At 68.6% G+C, this 18,022-nt stretch carries 14 protein-coding genes; 2 read left to right on the forward strand and 12 right to left on the reverse strand.

From position 1 onward, the window contains the following. Positions 1-16: 16 nt before the first annotated feature. The 3 genes from V3B30_RS22585 to V3B30_RS22595 form a co-directional block, all read right to left on the reverse strand. Positions 17-331 (reverse strand): I78 family peptidase inhibitor, encoded by a 315-nt coding sequence (locus V3B30_RS22585; RefSeq protein WP_262084084.1) that lies wholly within the window; start codon positions 329-331, stop codon positions 17-19. A gap of 66 nt (positions 332-397) precedes the next feature. Beyond that, the gene (locus V3B30_RS22590; protein ID WP_262084083.1) at positions 398-1,414 is read right to left on the reverse strand and encodes a ribonuclease H-like domain-containing protein; all 1,017 of its coding nucleotides are present in this window, start codon (positions 1,412-1,414) and stop codon (positions 398-400) included. Further along, positions 1,411-3,900: a DEAD/DEAH box helicase gene (locus V3B30_RS22595; protein WP_262084082.1), complete on the reverse strand. Its 2,490-nt coding sequence runs from the start codon at positions 3,898-3,900 to the stop codon at positions 1,411-1,413. Before V3B30_RS22595 ends, V3B30_RS22590 begins: the two co-directional genes overlap by 4 nt. Before the next feature lie 210 nt (positions 3,901-4,110). Here V3B30_RS22595 and V3B30_RS22600 point away from each other — a divergent pair, with 210 nt between their 5' ends. Together V3B30_RS22600 and V3B30_RS22605 are read left to right on the forward strand one after the other, a co-directional pair. After that, positions 4,111-4,629, forward strand: coding sequence for a hypothetical protein (locus V3B30_RS22600; protein ID WP_262084081.1), 519 nt, complete (start codon positions 4,111-4,113; stop codon positions 4,627-4,629). 40 nt (positions 4,630-4,669) lie between these two features. Then, positions 4,670-5,344, forward strand: coding sequence for a hypothetical protein (locus V3B30_RS22605; RefSeq protein WP_262084080.1), 675 nt, complete (start codon positions 4,670-4,672; stop codon positions 5,342-5,344). A 113-nt stretch (positions 5,345-5,457) separates the two neighbouring features. On the opposite strand, the gene V3B30_RS22610 is transcribed toward V3B30_RS22605, so the two are convergent. Genes V3B30_RS22610 through V3B30_RS22650 form a run of 9 tightly spaced genes read right to left on the reverse strand, consistent with a single transcriptional unit; the run spans position 5,458 to position 17,815 of the window. Next, entirely contained in the window at positions 5,458-7,266 is a 1,809-nt protein-coding gene (locus V3B30_RS22610) for a hypothetical protein (RefSeq protein ID WP_262084079.1), read from the reverse strand. Continuing rightward, entirely contained in the window at positions 7,263-9,437 is a 2,175-nt protein-coding gene (locus V3B30_RS22615) for a DUF4175 domain-containing protein (RefSeq protein ID WP_262084078.1), read from the reverse strand. The genes V3B30_RS22610 and V3B30_RS22615 overlap by 4 nt, the downstream gene beginning before the upstream one ends. Further along, positions 9,434-10,555, reverse strand: coding sequence for a BatA domain-containing protein (locus tag V3B30_RS22620; RefSeq protein ID WP_262084077.1), 1,122 nt, complete (start codon positions 10,553-10,555; stop codon positions 9,434-9,436). The genes V3B30_RS22615 and V3B30_RS22620 overlap by 4 nt, the downstream gene beginning before the upstream one ends. Next, the gene (locus tag V3B30_RS22625) at positions 10,552-11,448 is read right to left on the reverse strand and encodes a DUF58 domain-containing protein (protein ID WP_262084076.1); all 897 of its coding nucleotides are present in this window, start codon (positions 11,446-11,448) and stop codon (positions 10,552-10,554) included. The genes V3B30_RS22620 and V3B30_RS22625 overlap by 4 nt, the downstream gene beginning before the upstream one ends. Before the next feature lie 7 nt (positions 11,449-11,455). After that, complete coding sequence (locus V3B30_RS22630) at positions 11,456-12,439, reverse strand: MoxR family ATPase (RefSeq protein ID WP_262084075.1); 984 nt, start codon at positions 12,437-12,439, stop codon at positions 11,456-11,458. A 16-nt stretch (positions 12,440-12,455) separates the two neighbouring features. Continuing rightward, on the reverse strand, positions 12,456-13,163 hold the full coding sequence (locus tag V3B30_RS22635) for a DUF4159 domain-containing protein (RefSeq protein WP_043400817.1): 708 nt from the start codon (positions 13,161-13,163) through the stop codon (positions 12,456-12,458). Continuing rightward, entirely contained in the window at positions 13,163-14,497 is a 1,335-nt protein-coding gene (locus V3B30_RS22640) for a TldD/PmbA family protein (protein WP_154261856.1), read from the reverse strand. Before V3B30_RS22640 ends, V3B30_RS22635 begins: the two co-directional genes overlap by 1 nt. A 21-nt stretch (positions 14,498-14,518) precedes the next feature. Further along, positions 14,519-16,153 (reverse strand): TldD/PmbA family protein, encoded by a 1,635-nt coding sequence (locus V3B30_RS22645; protein WP_262084074.1) that lies wholly within the window; start codon positions 16,151-16,153, stop codon positions 14,519-14,521. A gap of 30 nt (positions 16,154-16,183) precedes the next feature. Next, positions 16,184-17,815, reverse strand: a complete 1,632-nt coding sequence (locus V3B30_RS22650) for a TldD/PmbA family protein (protein ID WP_262084073.1) — start codon at positions 17,813-17,815, stop codon at positions 16,184-16,186. Positions 17,816-18,022: the final 207 nt, after the last annotated feature.

Genomic DNA, 18,022 nt, shown 5'->3' on the forward strand with positions numbered 1-18,022 from the left:
CACTACCCTGGGAACATCAGCCGCAGCTGGCGCGCTCGATCCGGTTCTGTGCATCCACCTGCACGGTCACGCGGTCCTGGCGGAAGTCCATGGTTACCGCCATGCCCGGCTTGACCACGCGCGCGTTGCGGGCGCCGCTGTCGGCCACCAGCTTCTTGATCGTGGCCTCGTCGGCGGTCTTGCCGGTGAAGGCTTCCAGCGCCTCCGGCCTGCATTCGTGCGTGGCGTCGGCCACGGGTGCTGGCGCGGCATCGTGGGTGGCGCTGCTGCCGGCGTGGCTGCAGGCGGCCAGCGGCAGGATGGCGAGCAGGGCAAGGGGATTGAGGCGCATCGTCGGGCTCCAGGCATGGATGGTGGCGGCAGTGTCACCGCTGCCACCGTCAGGCCGCGTCAACGCCTACTGCCCGACCAGCGCCAGGGTTTCGCGTTCGCGTTGTTCTTCCCGTACCAGCCGCTGCAGCAGCAGGGCCAGGGTCACCACGTCCTGGTGGTTGTGGTCGGCCACCCGGCGCAGGTTCACCGCGTCGCCTCCGCGCAGGAAGCGCAGCCAGGCGCCCGGGGCTTCGGAGCCAGGCAGGTCGTCCTCGCGCACCACGCGCAGCAGCTGGCGTTCGATGGTGGACAGCTTGCAGTTCTCCCACGTGCCGCGATAGCGACGGCGGGTCGGATAGAGCAGGTCGACGTGATCCAGCGCGCTGATCGGGCAACGCTGGCGGGCCAGCCGGTAGCGTGCCTTCAGTAGTGGCGCATCGTAGCTGCGGCCGTTGTAGCTGCAGAACACGGTGGACGGCTGCAGCCAGCGGGCGAAGGTGGCGAGCATCGCGTCCTCGGCGGCCATCGTCGACATCAGCAACTGGCGGATGCGCAGGCCCTCGCCGCGTTGCGGGCACACATGCCAGTCGGCGGCACCGATCATGAAGGCACGGGTGCCGGTGCCGCCGGCCAGGCCGGTGGTCTCGGTATCGAAGAACAGCAGGTCGCGCGCGGCGACGTGCTCGCGCTTGGCGAAAGCCAGGGAAAGCGGTTCTGCGGGAATCGGCTGCGGCAGCAGCGATTCGATCAGGAACAGGCCCGGTGCGATTTCCTCACCGGGAAGCTGGCGATCCTGCGCACTGGCGCGTGCCGGTGCGGCTCCACCCCGCGAGCGCAGGCCGAGCAGGCGGTGCAGGCTGCCCACTTCCGGTCGACGCAACGGTGCGGGGGCCGCCACAGGCGCGGCAGCGCCGGTCGGCTTGTGGCGGATTTCCTGTTCGACCCAGGCGAACACCGATCGCTCCGCTGGTGGCTGCTGTGCATCGTTGGCGGCTACCGGGGCGGGCGCTGCGGCCGGCGGCTCCGGTGCCGCCGGCGCAACTGCTTTCGGGTCGCCGGCCTGCTTCCGCAGCAGGCGCAGCTTATCCAGGCTCAGGCTCACGGGGCCAGCAGCTCCATCGGGTCGCGCGCGGCCACCACCACGTCGGGTACGTGCTGGCAGGCCTCGGCATCGAACAGGTCGAGCACGCGCAGCGCCAGCGCGCGCGGAGAGGTCTCATCCTCTTCCTGTGCGGCCAGCACCGGGCCGACACAGGCCGGGCAACCGGCCTTGCAGTCGCAGCGCTGCACCAGTTCGCGCGCGCGCTGCACCAGCTCGGCCTGGCGCTGCCACAACGGCTCGCTGAGGCCGACGCCGCCGGGGAAGTTGTCGTACAGATAGACGGTCGGCACGAACTCCTGCAGCAGCTCCACCACGCCGGGGTCACCCTCGCTGCCGCGCAGCTGGCCACGCCCGCTCTGGTCGGCAATCGCGAACCAGGAACCATCGCCGTTGCCGACTGACTTCTGCAGGTCGCGCGCATCGGCCATCACCGCCACGGTGGCGACGATGTGCAGCGCGTAGGCCGCGCCGAGGAAACCATCCAGCGCATCCTGCTTGCTGGCGAAGGCGCGCAGCAGCAGCGCCTGCGGCAGCTGCCACCACACCGCCGTGGTGTGCAGTTCCTGGTCGGGCAGGTTCACCGGCCCGTAGCCGATGTTCTCGTGGGTGTAGTAGCGGATCTTCTTGTAGCCGGCCACGCGCCGCACCACGTGCACTTCGCCATGGTGCGAATCGCCCCGGCCGGCCACGCCACCATCGAAACGGTCCAGCACCTTGAGCTTGGTGAAGTCGATGCTGTCGGTGTAGTAGTCCACGTGGGTGCGGGTGACGTAGGCCTTGCGGCCGTCCCAATCGAGCGTTTCCACCTGGTACGGGGTGGACTGCACCATGTGGATCGCACCCTCGTACAGGGTCAGCGCGGCGGCGGAATAGTCGACCTCGGCGATGATCTGCTGGCGGCCATCGCTGCGGTCGACCACCACGAAGTTGCCATCGGCCACGGCACGCAGGCTGACCGCGTTGGCCGGGTAGCTGTCGGCGATCCATTCCCAGCGCTCGCCTTCGCGGTGGATCACTTCGGTTTCGGCCAGCGCTTCCAGGAATACTTCCGGGTCGATCGGGCCGAAGCCATCGCCGACCCGGAACGGCAGCTCGAAGGCCGCGCAGCGGATGTGGTCGAACAGGATCAGCGGCTGGTCCGGTGCGATGCGTGCATGTTCGGGCGAGGCCTCGGCAAAGAAATCCGGGTGCCGCACCACGTACTGGTCCAGCGGCTGCGAACTGGCCACCATCACCCCCAGGGCCGGCTGCTGGCGGCGGCCGGCACGGCCGAAGCGCTGCCAGGTGGCGGCCACGCTGCCGGGGTAGCCGTTGAGGATGACCACGTCCAGGCTGCCGATATCCACGCCCAGTTCCAGCGCCGAGGTGCTGACGATGCCGTCGATGGTGCCGGCACGCATCGCACGCTCGGTCTCGCGGCGCTCGGTGGGCAGGTAACCACCACGGTAGGCACGGATGCGGGGCGGCTTGCGCGGGTCGTGGTCGAAGATGTCCTTCAAGTACTTGGTCAGCACCTCGACCATCAACCGGGTCTGCGCGAACACCAGGGTCTTCAGCCCGGACTTGATCGCGATGCGCGCGATGCGGTTGCTCTGCGAGCGCGCCGACGCGCGCAGGCCCAGGTCCGGGTTGATCACCGGTGGGTTCCACAGCAGCACCTGTTTCGGTCCGCTGGGCGCGCCGGATTCGGTGATGGCGGTCACCGGTGCCTCGATCAACGCCTCGGCATGCGCCTGCGGATTGCCGATGGTGGCCGAGCACAGGATGAACTGCGGTTGCACGCCGTAGAACGCGCAGATGCGCTTGAGCCGGCGCAGCACGTTGGTGACGTGGCTGCCGAACACGCCGCGGTAGGTATGCACTTCGTCGATGACGATGTAGCGCAGGTTCTCGAAGAACTGCGCCCACTTGGTGTGATGCGGCAGGATCGCCTGGTGCAGCATGTCCGGGTTGGACACCACGATGTCGCCATGCAGGCGGATCGCCTGCCGCGCATCGCCGGGGGTGTCGCCGTCGAAGGTGAAGGCCTTTACGCCCAGGTCGCCGGCACGGTTGAGTTCCAGCAGCTCGGCCACCTGGTCCTGGGCCAGCGCCTTGGTCGGGAACAGGTACAGCGCCTTGGCGTTGTCCTGCATCGCCGCGCTGACCACCGGCAGGGTGTAGCACAGCGACTTGCCGCTGGCGGTGGGGGTGACGATGGCCACGTGCTCGCCACGCTGGCTGGCCTCCCAGGCCTCGGCCTGGTGGCTGTAGAGCTGCTCGATGCCACGTGCCTTCAGGGCCGCGGCCAGGGCAGGCGGTACCGCATCGGGAATGGGTGCGTAGCGGCCCTCGCGACCGGGAATGGTGAAGCTGCCGGTGATGCGGTCCTGGTAGCGGCGCTGCAGGCGCGCGCTGAGCAGGGCGCCGTCGCGGGCGGGCAGGCCATCGCGGGTGGCGAGCTTCTGCTCGGCATCGGCGGTGCGCTTGGCGAGTTCGTAAGCCATGGAAAGTGGAGCCGGGACGGATTGCGAGGGGTCACATGGCACCACATCCACGTCTCAGGATGTGAGACTTCGGCATCGGACGGAGTGAACTGTTCATTGCGGTGGCGGCGGCAGTGCCGGATCTCCCCTGGCTGAACAGCCACCGGTGCAGCAACGAAATCTGAAGCCGGCATCCGTATCCTTGAGCGCTGGACGCAACCAACAGGGTGGATGGCTGTGGCACGACGTGGAACGCAGGGAGCACTCCTGGCCGGCCTGTTGCTGGCCGGCATCGCGCAGGCACAGCAGGCCACGCCGATAGCGGCGCCCGATCCAGCGCCCGCTCTCCCTGCAGATGCGCCGGCTGCAACCACCGCACCGATCTCCACCACCTTGCCGCAGGACAACGTCACCACCCTCGGCGAAGTGCGTGCGCTCAAGCCCGATGACGAGCCGCTGGACCTGTACCGCTTCAAGAACCCGGTGAAGTTCGGCGACAACCGCTTCAGCCGCGACTGGAGCGAGCCACCGTCGCCAGAGCAGGTCAGCATGGGCGGCGGCTACATCATGATGGGCGTGGTCAAGGGCGTGCTGGCGGCGGGCCGGGGCCTGAACAAGCTCACCGGCGGCCCCGACCAGATCCAGTCCGCCATTGCCCGGCCACCGCCGGAGCTGAGCGCTGAGCAGCAGCGGCGCGCGTTGCAGTTCTGCCAGGAGCAGCAAGGCTGCGCCGCACCGCCGGTGAAGTAGGCCGGTATATCCTGCCGGTCCCTCCATCGGTAGCGCCGCCATGTCTCTGCGTTCGTTCTGCCTGCTGGCTGCATCGCTGCCGGCGTCTGCCTTCGCTGCCGGCATTGCTGGTGATGGCGCCTGCCGCAACGGCGCGTTCCCCTCTGAACAGAGCCGGTTCGCGCTGGCACGCGTGGTCGATGCGCCGCGCCTGTACCTGCTCGGCGACATGGACGGCTGCCCGGAAAAAGGCGAGCCAGCCTGCCGCCAGCGTAGCTACGTGGTCACCGGCGATACGGTGGTGACCGGTCGCGACCTGGGCCGCTACCGCTGCGCGTTCTTCCCGAACAAGGTGGGCGGCAGCGCCGGCTGGGTCGACCGCAGCAAGCTGCAGCCGTTGCCGGTGGCCGTGCCAATGCTGCAGGACTGGACGGGCCACTGGAAGGATGGCGATAACGGTCTGCAGATTTCGGTGCAGGGTGGGCAGCTGCACGTGGAAGGCGATGCCTACTGGCCCTCTGCCAACCCGACGCCGGAACAGCGCCCGTATGGGCCGAACCTGGGCCAGGTGGAAGCGCGCGCGACGCCGCGCGGCGCCGATGTGGAATTCGTTGAAGACACCTGCAAGGTGCGGGTGCACTCGCTGGGTGAGGTACTGGTCGTGGCTGACAACAGCGAGTGCGGCGGCATGAACGTGCGCTTCAATGGCGTGTACCGGCGCGCTGGCAAGCGTTGAAGGGCGCATGACGGATGGGGTCAGAGCCCTTTCGTGGACGAAAGGGATCCGACCCGGTGCAGTCAGTAGATCCACGCCATGCGTGGATGCTGTTTGCGATCCGATCGGTGGGCTCAGCGCCGCCGCTCCAGCCACCACAGCAGCGATGCACAGAGCACGAACGCCAGCCACCATGGCCAGCGCGAGCCCGGCACGGGCTTCATCACCGACGTGTTTGCCGGCGTGCTGGATACCAGTGCATGCGTGGTCGCATCGATCATCGCCTGCCGATGCAGTGCAGGTGCGTCCTTCGGGTCGAACACATAGCGCCAGATCGTGATGTCGCCGTGTTGCAGGCGCTGCCAGCCCGCCTCGCGCGGCCACCAGCCGGCGCAGCGCAGGGGCGATGTCGCGCCGTCGACGATCAGGGGCACACTTTCGCCGCGTGCGTTGAAGACCCGCAGTGGCGCCTGCACGCCGCACAGCGCCTGCCGTTCGCCCGCCCAGGTGATCGGCTGCGGCGACCACAGCGCATCGCCGCTGCCCTGTGCTCGCGCCAGCGTGGCAACCACGCCGCTCCAGAGTTCACCGTGGCGGTCATCGCGCCCGGCCAGCACCCAGCGCCAGCTGTCGGTGATTGGCAGCAGGCCGATGCGGCCCTTGCCGGTAGCGCGCCAGCCGCCGACAGCCTTGCCCGTGGCATCCTGCAGCAGGGCGTTGCTGCCCGGTGCCTGTAGCGCGAGTGCTTCCAGCGCAGGCAGGGGAGCATCGTGCGAGCTGCGGTCGGCCTCTTCACCGTAGCCGGTCGGCAGCGTACCCGCGGCGAGCGGGCCACGTCGTGCGGCGAGGACCGCGCTGTCGCCGTCGCCGGGAAGTTCGAGGGCGTGGCTGCTGCCATCGCCTTGCACCGGCAGACCCAGGTCGCGCAGGCGCTGGCGAGCGCTGGCTGCAGGTGCGCCTGCACTACGCACCAGAACGCCGAGCCCGTCGCGCATCGCCTGTCGCACGGCGGTGAGCTGGCCAGCACTCAATGCGGCCAGGCTGCGCTCGTCCAGCAGCAGCAGGTCGCTGCGCGCGAGTGATGCTGCATCCAGGGCGACCACGCCATCTCCAAGGCTGACGCCCGCCCCGGTATCGGCCTGCACCTGCACGCGGATGCCGGTATCGGTGGCCCAGCGGCGCAGGTACTTCAGCTCCGGGCCCGGCGCACTGGCACGCACCAGCAGGCGCAGTGGTGCCGCCGGCAGGGTCTGCTGCGGTACCGGCGCGCTGTCCACCACGTGACCCTCGGCATCGAGCAGGCGCAGCTGGAACACGCTGCGGCCTTCGGCACGCGTGATGCCACTGAGCTGCACGTGGCCGTCCTCGGCAACGTCCACGCGATCCACCACGCTGCCGGCGGGATCGAGCAGTTCCGCCCTGGCCCTGGCGACACCGCGCGCCTGTGCATGCACGTCGAAGCGCGCGCCGGGCGCAGCGTCGGCGGGGGGCTGCATGGCGACCCAACCGCGCCGCGGTACTGCCGGCTGCCAACGCACGTCGCGTGGCAGTACCGCGTCGCGGTCACGCGCGACCAGGCCGGCACCCACCAGCGTCAGCGTGGAGGCGGGGTGCTGGCGCAGCGCTGTGGCCAGGTCCGGCACGCGCAGGCCGCCGGGCACATCGGTAGCTTCCGGCAACAGCAGCAGCGGGCCTGCGCTGGCCGGCAGCGCGCCGGCTTTGCCGGCATCGATTCCCAGCACGACCAGGCCGACTGCGGGCTGCTGGCGGGTGGGGGGGGCCAGGCAGAAGTACAGCAGCGCGGCAGCGATCAGCTGCAGTCCGATCACGATCCACTGGTGGCCACGGCGCGTGGCATTGCCACGCAGCTGGCGCACGCTGGCGATGACCACGATCAAGGCGAGTGCCAGCGCAATCCACGGGTTCACAGCGGAGGCGTTCATGGCTGCGCCTCCAGCGCGTCAAGGTACCGCTGCCCCATCGCATCGGCGCCGTTGCGCCGCATTGCCTGCGGCAGTGGTCGCTGCAGCGCCCGCCACAGCTGCGCGCGCAGGCGCTGGCGGCAGTCGCGGCAACCGGGCTCGATGCGTAGCTGCTCGATGGCGGCAGCCAGATCGAGTGCGTCGGGCAGGTAGGCGGCATTGCGCTGCTGCCAGCTGGCGAGTGCATCGAGATCGGGCGTTGCCGTGTCATCGCCGAGGCGCTGCCAGGCTTCGACGATGGCTGGATCGGGCGGCGTGCGTGCGGCCAGCGGCAGTTCACGACTGGCCAGTCCGGCGCGGTCGCCGCCCAGCCGGCGGCCTTCATCGATCGGTGGCAGCTCCGGCCCGACCCGGGCCAGGTAGATGCGTTCGGCCTGCTGCACCTGCTTGATGAAAGCCAGCGCCTTGTAGGCAAACGGCAACGCCTGCTCCGGCCGGCCCTGGCGCAGCTCGCCTTCGGCTGACCACATCTGGTCCAGCGCGGCCTTCAGCGTGGCGCGGGTCTGCGGGTCGAGCAGGGTCGCGGCCTCGGCATGGTCATGGGTGTGGCCGTATTCGGAGAGCACATCGGTGGCGCTGCCGAACACCGGTGGCGCATCGGCATTGGCCGCCTTGCCGCCGTGATCGTGGCCATGCTCGTCGTGCGCGTGCGCGTGCGCTTCCGCGCCATGGTCGTGATCATGATCGTCGTCGTGGCTGTCTGCAGCCGGTGCATCGCTGGTGGGAAGGTCGCTGGTCGGCGGTGGCTTGGGTGCGCCCTCGCTCTCCTCGCCCAGGAACTGGCCATAGCGCAGGCGCAGGATGCGCTGGTCGACGCCGATCGCATCGCTGCGCTTCACGACGTCCTCGGCGGCAAGGCTGCGTCGCTGCCGGATCAGCGCTTCGGCATCGATGATGATCTGCCGTTGGCTGCGGAAGTAAGCGGGCAGGGCCTTCTTGATGCGGCCTTCCAGTTCGGCACCGAGTGCAACCTCGGCGCTGGGCAGTCGCAGGATCACGCTGCTGCTGCGCCCGGTCTGCGGCGCGGGCGTGTGGTTGTCGCGTACTTCCAGCTGGGCGATCACATCGTTGCCCGGCTGTGCGCCCAGCGCGGCCAGGTCGAGGGTGTGCGCGAATCGCCGGGCAGTCGCCTCGCCACTGCCGGTGAGGCCGACGCTGCGGCGAACGAAGGTGATGTTCTCGCCGCTGCCCTGTGTGGCGGTGATCGACAGCGTTGCCTGCGTGGCTACGCCGTAGTCATCGCTGGCCTCGAAGCGCAGCGCCCATTGCCGTTGCCCGGGCGTGCCCAGCACCAGGCTGGCGGCCGGCGCCAGCACGCGCACGCTGGGTGCGCGGTCGGCGACCACGTCCAGGCGATGCAGGCGGGTTTCGGCCAGGGCCGGTTCGCTCACCACGCGGTACAGCACCGGCGTGCGCGCCACGTCCTGTGCCTGCCATTGGCCATCATGTTCGCTCAGCGGCAGCCGGCGGCCATCATGGAACTGCAGCCATGCCTTGTCCGGCGCGCGGTCGAAACGCAATGACCACGACAGCCGGCTGTCGGCGGCGACCTTGGCATCCAGTGCGTTCTGGGTGAGCGTGGCCTGCCCGGTATAGGCCGGCGCGTCGATACGCAGGCGGGCGGACTGCAGGTGAAGCGGACCTGAGGCGGCCGTGCTGCCAGGCGCCGACGTGCGGGCAGGCGCGGAGCTGGGATTCGAACGCGGCCAGCCGAATGCCAGCGCAACGATGGCCAGGCCTGCGATCCAGTTCAGGGCCAATGCCCTGCGCGGCCAGCGCGGACGCAGCTCCGGCATCGCGCGTTCCAGCGTGGCCAGCACATGCGCACGCTGGCGCTGCTGCAGCGGATTGAGCCTGGTGGCATCGGCGAACAACAGGTCGGCGCTGTCCTCGCTGGCGCCGCTGCCATTGAGCTGGCGCTGCAACCACTGCCGGTCCAACTGGCGGGCACGCGCGGTGGCGAGGGCTGCGCAGGCGAGCAGGCTGATCGTGCCGACCACGCAGGCGATGTCGAAGCCTGCCAGGCGCAGGGCCAGCACCGTTGCGGCCAACGCCCATGGCAGGCCCAGCAGCAGGATGATGAGGGCGCTTCGACGACGCGCGCGCTGCCAGCCATGTTGCAGCGTACTCATGCGCGCCCCCTGCGACGGGCACTGCTGGCCATCCAGCGTTCCAGCGCGAACAGCAGCACGATGGCCAGCAGCAGCCACGGGGTGGGCTCGCGCAGCGGCGGCGTTGCTGCAGGCAGTGCCGCCCGGCGGGGGGCGTGATCCCGTGCATCGCCGATGCGCGGCGGTTGAGGCGGCTGCAGGGCCAGCAGCAGGGCACGCGGCAGGCGCGGATCGCGCAGCGCAGCGTTGCCGGTGGCATCCCAGTCGCCGGGCAGTGACAGCAGGACCCCGTGGCCGATGCGCTGTTGCCACAGCAGCGGGGTGCCCTCGGCGTTGCGCAGCAGGACGTTGGCCTCGGCGGCAGGCTTGCCGGCAGTCACGACACGTCCACCGTCTTGCAGCCACGCCTGCCAGTTCGCCGGCAGTGCGCCGCCGCGGCTCCATACGCCGATCTGGCCGCGTTCGGGCAGGGCATCCGCCACCAGAGGAGCGAGCGGCGCCTGCACGCCCCACGCGCGCTGCAGTGCATTCAACCAGTGCTGGGCGGTGGCCGAAGCATCGCTGTACACGCGCAGGCGCGGCGCCGTTGCGGCACGCGGTTGCGCAGTGACCGGCATCGGCTGCGGGCGCCACTGCACCTCGCGCGACAGCTGCAGGCGGGCGCCATCCAGGCCGGGCAGGGGATCGGGAACGTGCACGGTCAATGCGGTGCCGGCGGGCAGCTGTGCGTCCAGTTCGCGCAGCAGGCTGGGCAGGGATACAGTGGATGCAGGTGGCACTTGATCAATGGCCGGGAAGCCGGGCGCCAGCCAATGCCAGTTGCCCGCTTCGGCGGTGCCGCGTAGTGCGGTCGCGTCCAGCCCTGGAGCAACAACCGTCCACGCGGTGGGGGCTGGCGCAGGTCCGGTCAATGCAGGTCGTGCCAGCAGCAAGGCCAGCGCGGCCAGCAACAGCAGGCGCACCAGCAGCAACGGCCAGTCATCGAAGCGGATGCGCTGGCGCGGCCGGATCTGTGCACGCAGCCAGCGCAGCGCGGCGAAATCCAGCGGTGTGTACGGATGGCGGCGGGCGAGGTGGATCAGCAGCGGCAGCAGCCATGCGGCGAGCGCAGCCAGGCCGAGCGGGAACAGCAGGTTCATCCGCCGCCCCCACGGGCAAACAGTGCCTGCAGCGGCTGGTCCAACGGTTGGTCGAGCCAGCCGGTGGCACTGGCGATGCCGCTGGCCTGCAGGCGCGATTGCAATGCGCCGCGTGCATCGGCGAAGCGGCGCAGATAGTCGGCGCGGATCGCCGCGCCATCGCCCAGCAGTTCCTCGCCGGTCTCCGGGTCGCGGAAGCGATGGCCGGCGTCGAACGGGAAGTCGCGCTCGTCGGCGGTCAGGATCTGCAGCAGGGCCACTTCGCGGCGCGCGCTGGCCAGTTGCTCCAGCAGCACGATGCCGGCCTCGTCGAAGCCATCACCGACCGCCAGCAGCAGGTCGCCCGGGCGCACGCGCTCCCACAGGGGCCGCAGTCGATCCGCCGCAGGCCAGCCGCCGCGCGCCTGCAGCGCATGCAGTTGAAGATGCACGCGGTCACGCTGGCGTGCGCCGTTCGCTGCGGGCACCAGCTGCAGTCCATCGCCATTGATCGCCAGCAAGCCGAAACGGTCGCCCTGCTGCAGGGCCAGTTCGACCAGGCAGGCGGCAACGCCGCGCATGTGGTCCAGGCGCGTGTGCTGCGGTGCCGCGCGATCGGCCTGGCCGGCTGAAGCGGTGGCATCGAGCAGGAGCCAGACCGTGATCGGGCTCTCGCGTTCGGATTCACGCACGAAGAAGCGGTCCGAGCGTGCGTACAGCTTCCAGTCGATCTGTCGCAGTTCGTCGCCCGGCTCGTAGGCCCGGTACTGGGCGAATTCCAGGCCGGCACCGCGGCTGCGGCTGGCGTGCTGGCCGATGCCACTGGCGCCGCTGGCCAGGCGCGGCCGCAACCGCAGCAGGCGCAGGCGCGCGCGCAGTTCGGGTGGCAGGGTCAACGGCGTACCAGCGTTCACGCGTGGATCAACCCGGGAACGGCACGGCCTGCAGCAGGGCGGCGACCACGTCGTCGGCACGCTTCTGCTCGGCCTCGGCGGCAAACGACAGCAGCAGGCGATGGCGCATCACCGGCGCGGCAAGTGCCTGCACATCCTCGCGGGTGGCGGCGAAGCGGCCCTGCAGCAGTGCGCGCGCCTTCGAAGCGAGCACCAGCGACTGCCCGGCGCGCGGGCCGGCGCCCCATTTCACCCACTGGTTGATTGCTGCCGGCGCGCCTTCGCCGGGCCGGCTGGCGCGCACCAGCCGGGTGATCCAGGCCAGCACATCGGGGCTGACGTGCACCTGGCGCACCGCAGCCTGCAGTGCGATGACCGCTTCGGCATCCATCACCTTCGGCACCGCGTCGGTGGCGTTACCGGTGGTCTGTTCCAGGATCTGCCGCTCCTCGTCTTCGCTGGGGTAATCGACCAGCACGTGCAGCAGGAAGCGGTCCAGCTGTGCTTCCGGCAGCGGGTAGGTGCCGGCCTGCTCGATCGGGTTCTGCGTGGCCAGCACGAAGAACGGCGCGGGCAGTGCGTAGGTGGTGCCGGCGTAGCTGACCGTGCGTTCCTGCATCGCTTCCAGCAGTGCGGCCTGGGTCTTGGGCGGAGTGCGATTGAGTTCGTCGGCCAGCAGCAGGTGGGTGAAGATCGGGCCCTGCTGGAAGCGGAAATGGCGGTGGCCGGTGCCGTGGTCTTCCTCCAGCAGCTCGGTGCCGAGGATATCGCTGGGCATCAGGTCCGGAGTGAACTGAACGCGCCGGAACTGCAGTTCCAGCGCCTGCCCGAGCGAGCGCACCAGCAGGGTCTTGCCGAGCCCGGGCGCACCCTCCAGCAGGCAGTGGCCGCCGGCCAGCAGGCCGATCAGCAGCTGCTCGACCACCGTATGCTGGCCCACCACCGCGCGTGCGAGCGCGGCGCGCAGCTCATCCAGGCGCGGCAGCAGGGAATCGAGGTCGGGGGTGGTCATGGGCGTGCGGGTCCTATCAATTGTTCAACGCGTACATCACGATGTTGACGCCGAAGCGGGTGTTGTCTTCGGCCAGGAAGCGCTTGTTGCGCCAGTCGTAATCCCACTCGCAGCCGTAGTCCTTGTTGCTGTAGAGCAGGCCCAGGCGGCCATCGACCTCGATGCCCTTCAGGTAGTCGTGCACCAGGTCGTCGCCCCAGCCGTTGAGTTCGAAGCTGGTGGCGGGCGGGCCATCGGGGAAGCGGAAGAAGCTGCGGTAGAGCGGATGGCTGTTAGGCAGCTTCTGCAGTGCCTTCGGGCCGAACAGGCGGCCCATCTGCGCTTCGAACGAGGTGGCGAACAGGCCGTCGATGTCATGGTTGCAGTCGTCGACGAAGACGAAGCCGCCATTGCGCACGTAGCGCACGAAGTTCTGCCGTTCGGCGGCGTTGAACTCCACCAGCGTGTGCCCGGCCAGGTAGCAGAACGGCGCTTCCAGCATGCGTGGGTCGGCCAGCGCGACCACGTGTTCCTGCGGATCCACACGCAGCGAGGTGTAGTCGATCAGCGAGGTGATCAGGTTGGACGGCATGCGCGCGTCCACGTCCCAGTCACCGGAGTCGTACTGCAGGCGGGTGAACCAGAAGTCGTAGCGCGAACTGCGCGGGCCTGCCTGCGCGAAGGCCGGCAGCGCCGCCGCCGAAGCGGCAGCGGCCAACCAGCGCAGGCAGGCCCGGCGATCCATCAGACGGCGTCGGACAGCGAGGTGAAGGTGAAGTCGCGCAGCTTCATCGGCGGGATCATCATCACGTAGCTGGATTCATCACCGGCCACACGCACCGGCTTGCCGAGCTCTTCGATGTTGTTGAGCATGATCACCGGGGACTCGTTGAAGCGGAAGTTCTTTACCGGGTGCTTGATCTGGCCGTTCTCGATGTAGAAGGTGCCGTCGCGGGTCAGGCCGGTCAGCAGCACGGTCTGCGGATCGACCATGCGGATGTACCAGGTGCGGGTGACCAGGATGCCCTTCTGGGTGCCGCGCACCAGCTCGGCGGTGCTCTTGTCGCCACCGCTCATCAGCAGGTTGCCCGGCGTAGCCTTGGCGGTCTTGCCCTGCTTCTGGGCCCAGAAGCGCGAGTAGTCCAGGTTGGCGATCCTGCCGTTCTCGATGATCGCCATGCGCTCGCGCGGCATGCCTTCGTTGTCCCACGGCAGCACCGGTGCGTCCGGATGCCACGGGTCGGCGATCATGGTCACGCGCGGGTCGTAGACCTGCTCGCCCAGCTTGTTGCCGCCACCCTTCTTTGACAGGAAGCTGCGGCCTTCATCGGCCGAGCGTGCACTGAAGAAGTTCATCATGAAGCTGATCAGGCCTGCGGCCGCAGCCGGTTCCAGGATCACCGTGTACTTGCCCGGCTCCAGCGCCTTGGCTTCGGCCGATTCGGTGGCCTTGCGCATGGCGATGCGGATGTCCTGGTCGGCCTTGAAGTCGGCGGCATCCTTCAGGTTGCGGCCAACCCAGCCCGAACCGCGGCCGTCCTCAGTGCGCACGGTGCAGGTGTAGTCGAAGTTGGTGGTGCGCTGGTAGGCGAAGTTGCCGTTGCTGTTGGCGGTGGCCTGGAAGCCCTGGCCGTCCTCGAGGAAGCCGGCGGCGATCAGGCCGTGGCCACGGCACGGGGCGATCGAATCGGCGGCGACCTTGGCACGGAACGCCGGGTCGATCGCGGCGGTGGATTCGCTGAAGGTCGGGCTGGCGCGGTAGTTCTGCTTGCCGATGGCCGGCATGAACTCCGGGTTTTCCGGGGCCAGGCGGGCCAGGTCTTCGGCACGACGCACCACGCGTTCCAGCGCGGCGTCGTCGAACTCGTTGATCGAGGCCGTGCCGACGCGCTTTCCGAAGGCGACGGTGACCGCCAGCTCGGTATTGTCGACGATGCCGCTGGTGGAGACGTTGTTCAGCGCGAAACGGATGTTGCCGCTGATCGCGCCGGCCAGCACGGCGGTGCACTCGTCGGCCTTGGACAGGGCAATGACCTTGTCGAGGATGGCCTTGGCCTGGGCTTCGGTGAAGATACTCATGGTGTAAGGGCTCCTGACCGATCAGCCGAGGCTGCGTGCGGTGTTGATGACGTTGATGCCGTTGAAGCGCGCGGTGGACGAACCGTGCGAGACCGCCGAGACCTGGCCCGGCTGGCCCTTGCCGTCGAAGAACGAACCGCCCAGGCGGTAGTCGCGCTCGTCGGCCACGGCGGTACAGGCATTCCAGAACTCCGGCGTGCGGATCTGGTAGGCCACGTCTTCCAGCATGCGGGTGATCTGGCCGTTCTTGATCTCGTAGAACAGCTGGCCGCCGAACTGTGCGTTGTAGCGCTGCTGGTCGATCGAGAACGAACCGTCACCGATGATGTAGATGCCGTTCTCCACGTCCTTGATCAGGTCCGGCACGCTCAGCGGCTTCTTGCCCGGTGCCATCGATACGTTGGCCATGCGCTGGAACTGCACGCTGGACCACGAATCGGCATAGCAGCAGCCGTCGGACTCGGTCTTGCCGAGGATGTGGGCCTGGTCGCGGATGGTCTGGTAGTCCACCAGCTTGCCGTTGCTGATCAGGTCCCAGCGCTTGCACTTCACGCCTTCATCGTCGTACGCCACCGCCCCGAGGCTGCCCGGCTGGGTCTTGTCGGCGAAGATGTTGACCAGCTCGCTGCCGTACTGGAAATGCTGTTCGCGCTTGTCCAGGGTGGCGAAGCTGGTGCCGGCGTAGTTGGCTTCGTAGCCGAGCACGCGGTCCAGCTCCAGCGGGTGGCCGATCGACTCGTGGATGGTCAGCCAGGTGTGCGACGGATCGAGCACCAGGTCGTACTTGCCTGGCTTCACCGACGGGGCCTTCAGCTTCTCCTGCGCCTGCTTGGCGGCGGCGATCGCGTCTTCCTTCATGTTGTAGGAAGAGCTGTAGTTGACCACGCCATTCGGGCTGACCACCTTGCCGGCAGCCGCACCGTCCAGGTACTCGTAGCCCAGGCCCATCGGCGAGGACAGGCCTTCGCGGGTACGGAACTTGCCGCTGGCCTTGTCGATGGCGGTGATCGTCATCGGGGCCCAGATGCGGTGCACGTCCTGGTCGATGTAGGAGCCATCGGTGGAGGCGAAGTACTTCTGCTCGTTCACCAGGAACAGCATCGAGTTGACGAAGCTGGCACCGGCGCCCAGCGCTGCGGCGTTGACGTCCAGCAGCAGGTCGACCTTCTCCTTGATCGGTACCTCCATCGCGTTCTTGCGGATCGGCGTCTTCCAGCTCACCTCGCCCACGCCGGGTGCCTTGGCCAGCTGCACGGGGGCAGTCTGCACGCCGGCATTGGCCTTGGCGATGGCAGCGGCCTGCTGCGCGGCCTTGGCCACGTCGGCCGTGCCCAGCGCATTGGTGGCGGCAAAGCCCCAGGCACCGTTGACGATCACGCGGATGCCAACACCGGTGGACTCGGTGTTCACCACGTTCTGCACCTTGTCTTCGCGGGTGATCACGAACTGCCGCAGGTAGCGGCCGATGCGCACGTCGCAGTAGGTGGCACCGGCGCTGCGTGCGGCCTGCAGGGCGGCGTCGGCCAGGCGCTTCTTCAGCGCCGGGTCGAGGCTGGACTGCAGCTGCTCGGCGGCGATCACCTTGCCGAAGAAGGAGGGCACGATCAGCCCGCCCGCGGTAAGCCCGGTCAGGGCCAGGAAGTCACGTCTTTGCAAGGCTGCTCTCCATGTCGAAGGATGGGTGGCTCAAGCGCCGAGACTGCGCGCGGTGTTGATGATGTTGATGCCGTTGAAGCGGGTGGTGGACGATCCGTGCGAGACCGCCGAGACCTGGCCGGGCTGGCCCTTGCCGTCGAAGAACGAACCGCCCAGGCGGAAGTCGCGTTCATCGCAGATGGCGGTGCAGGCATTCCAGAATTCCGGCGTGCGGATCTGGTACGCCGCATCCTCGACCATGCCGGCGATCTTTCCGTCCTTGATCTGGTAGTACAGCTGGCCGCCGAACTGCGCGTTGTAGCGCTGCTGGTCGATCGAATACGAACCGCGGCCGTGGATGTAGATGCCGTTCTCCACGTCCTTGATCATGTCCTCGACGCTGAGCGGCGTCTTGCCCGGTGCCAGCGAGACATTGGCCATGCGCTGGAACTGCACGCTGGACCAGGAATCGGCATAGCTGCAGCCGTGCGAGGCATCGCGGCCGAGGATGTGGGCCTCATCGCGGGTGGCCTGGTAGTCGACCAGGATGCCGTCGCGCACCAGATCCCAGCGCTGGGTCTTCACGCCTTCGTCGTCGTAGCCGACCGCACCGAGGCTGCCGGGCTGGGTCTTGTCGGCGAAGAAGGTAACGATGTCGCTGCCCCAGCGGAAACCCGCATCGCGCTTGTCCAGCGTGGCGAAGCTGGTGCCGGCGTAGTTGGCTTCGTAGCCGAGCACGCGGTCCAGCTCCAGCGGGTGGCCGACGTTCTCGTGGATGGTCAGGAACAGGTTGGACGGGTCCAGCACCAGGTCGTACTTGCCGGGCTTCACCGACGGCGCCTTCAGTTTCTCGCGCGCGTGGCGGGCGGCCGCAATGGCGTCCTCGACCGGGTCGTAGGAATCGCGGTAGGCAGTGATGCCACCGGGCAGGTGCACCTTGCCGCGCGCATCGCCATCAAGGAACTCGTAGCCCATGCCCATCGGCGAAGACAGGCCGGCACGGGTGCGGAACTTGCCGCTGGCCTTGTCGATGGCAGTGGCGGTGAACGGCAGCCAGATGCGATGGATGTCCTGGTCGATGAACGAGCCGTCGCTGGAGGCGAAGTACTTCTGTTCGTTGACCAGGAACAGGGTCGAATTGATGTAGTCGGCACCCGCATTCATCGCGGCGGCGTTGAGTGCCAGCAACAGCTCGACCTTGTCCTGGATCGGCACCGCCATCGCGTTCCTGCGGACCGGGGTCTGCCAGCGCACTTCACCGACCGATGGCGTCGGCGCCAGCTGCACCGGCCGGGTCTGGATGCTGGCGTTGGCGCGGGCGATTGCCGCAGCCTGCTCGACCGCCGCGCGCACGGCGGCCTCGGTCTGCTGATGGGTCGCGGCGAAGCCCCAGGCACCGTTGACGATCACCCGCACGCCCACACCGGACGATTCGCGGTTGGTCACATTGCCGACCTGGTGCTCGCGGGTGATGACCGACTGGTTGAGGTAGCGACCGATGCGCACATCGCAGTAGCTGGCCTTGGCCGTGCGTGCGGTGGCCAGCGCCACGTCCGCCAGGCGCCTGCGCTGGAGGGTGTCGACCGGGGCCAGCAGCTGCTCGGCGGCGATGGCACGGGAATGCGGCAGCAGCAGGCCCGCCAGGCCCAGACCGGAAAAAGCCAGGAACTCACGTCGTTGCACAGCGTTTCTCTCTCTCGCTTGCGTGCAGCCGGCAACAGGCCGAGCCGATCACGTCAACCACTCGACTTTCGCCAGCGCAGCGCGTCCGGGCAAGTGACTGCAGTCATGGTTGGGGAGGGTTTCGGCAGGGCTGCGCCCTGCACCTGCTCAGAGCCGGAGCAACAGCAACAGCAACAGCAACAGCGGGCTTGCTGAGGGGTGGCGGGG

Source organism: Stenotrophomonas sp. SMYL41 (assembly GCF_036319965.1).
Taxonomy (GTDB): domain Bacteria; phylum Pseudomonadota; class Gammaproteobacteria; order Xanthomonadales; family Xanthomonadaceae; genus Stenotrophomonas; species Stenotrophomonas maltophilia_R.

What these genes read in the sequence shown, in the direction of transcription:
- V3B30_RS22585 (WP_262084084.1), bottom strand. Translation starts at nt 331, where the DNA reads ATGCGCCTCAATCCCCTTGCCCTGCTCGCCATCCTGCCGCTGGCCGCC.
- V3B30_RS22620 (WP_262084077.1), bottom strand. Translation starts at nt 10,555, where the DNA reads ATGAACCTGCTGTTCCCGCTCGGCCTGGCTGCGCTCGCCGCATGGCTG.
- V3B30_RS22640 (WP_154261856.1), bottom strand. Translation starts at nt 14,497, where the DNA reads ATGAGTATCTTCACCGAAGCCCAGGCCAAGGCCATCCTCGACAAGGTC.
- V3B30_RS22630 (WP_262084075.1), bottom strand. Translation starts at nt 12,439, where the DNA reads ATGACCACCCCCGACCTCGATTCCCTGCTGCCGCGCCTGGATGAGCTG.
- V3B30_RS22595 (WP_262084082.1), bottom strand. Translation starts at nt 3,900, where the DNA reads ATGGCTTACGAACTCGCCAAGCGCACCGCCGATGCCGAGCAGAAGCTC.
- V3B30_RS22600 (WP_262084081.1), top strand. Translation starts at nt 4,111, where the DNA reads ATGGCTGTGGCACGACGTGGAACGCAGGGAGCACTCCTGGCCGGCCTG.
- V3B30_RS22605 (WP_262084080.1), top strand. Translation starts at nt 4,670, where the DNA reads ATGTCTCTGCGTTCGTTCTGCCTGCTGGCTGCATCGCTGCCGGCGTCT.
- V3B30_RS22610 (WP_262084079.1), bottom strand. Translation starts at nt 7,266, where the DNA reads ATGAACGCCTCCGCTGTGAACCCGTGGATTGCGCTGGCACTCGCCTTG.
- V3B30_RS22635 (WP_043400817.1), bottom strand. Translation starts at nt 13,163, where the DNA reads ATGGATCGCCGGGCCTGCCTGCGCTGGTTGGCCGCTGCCGCTTCGGCG.
- V3B30_RS22615 (WP_262084078.1), bottom strand. Translation starts at nt 9,437, where the DNA reads ATGAGTACGCTGCAACATGGCTGGCAGCGCGCGCGTCGTCGAAGCGCC.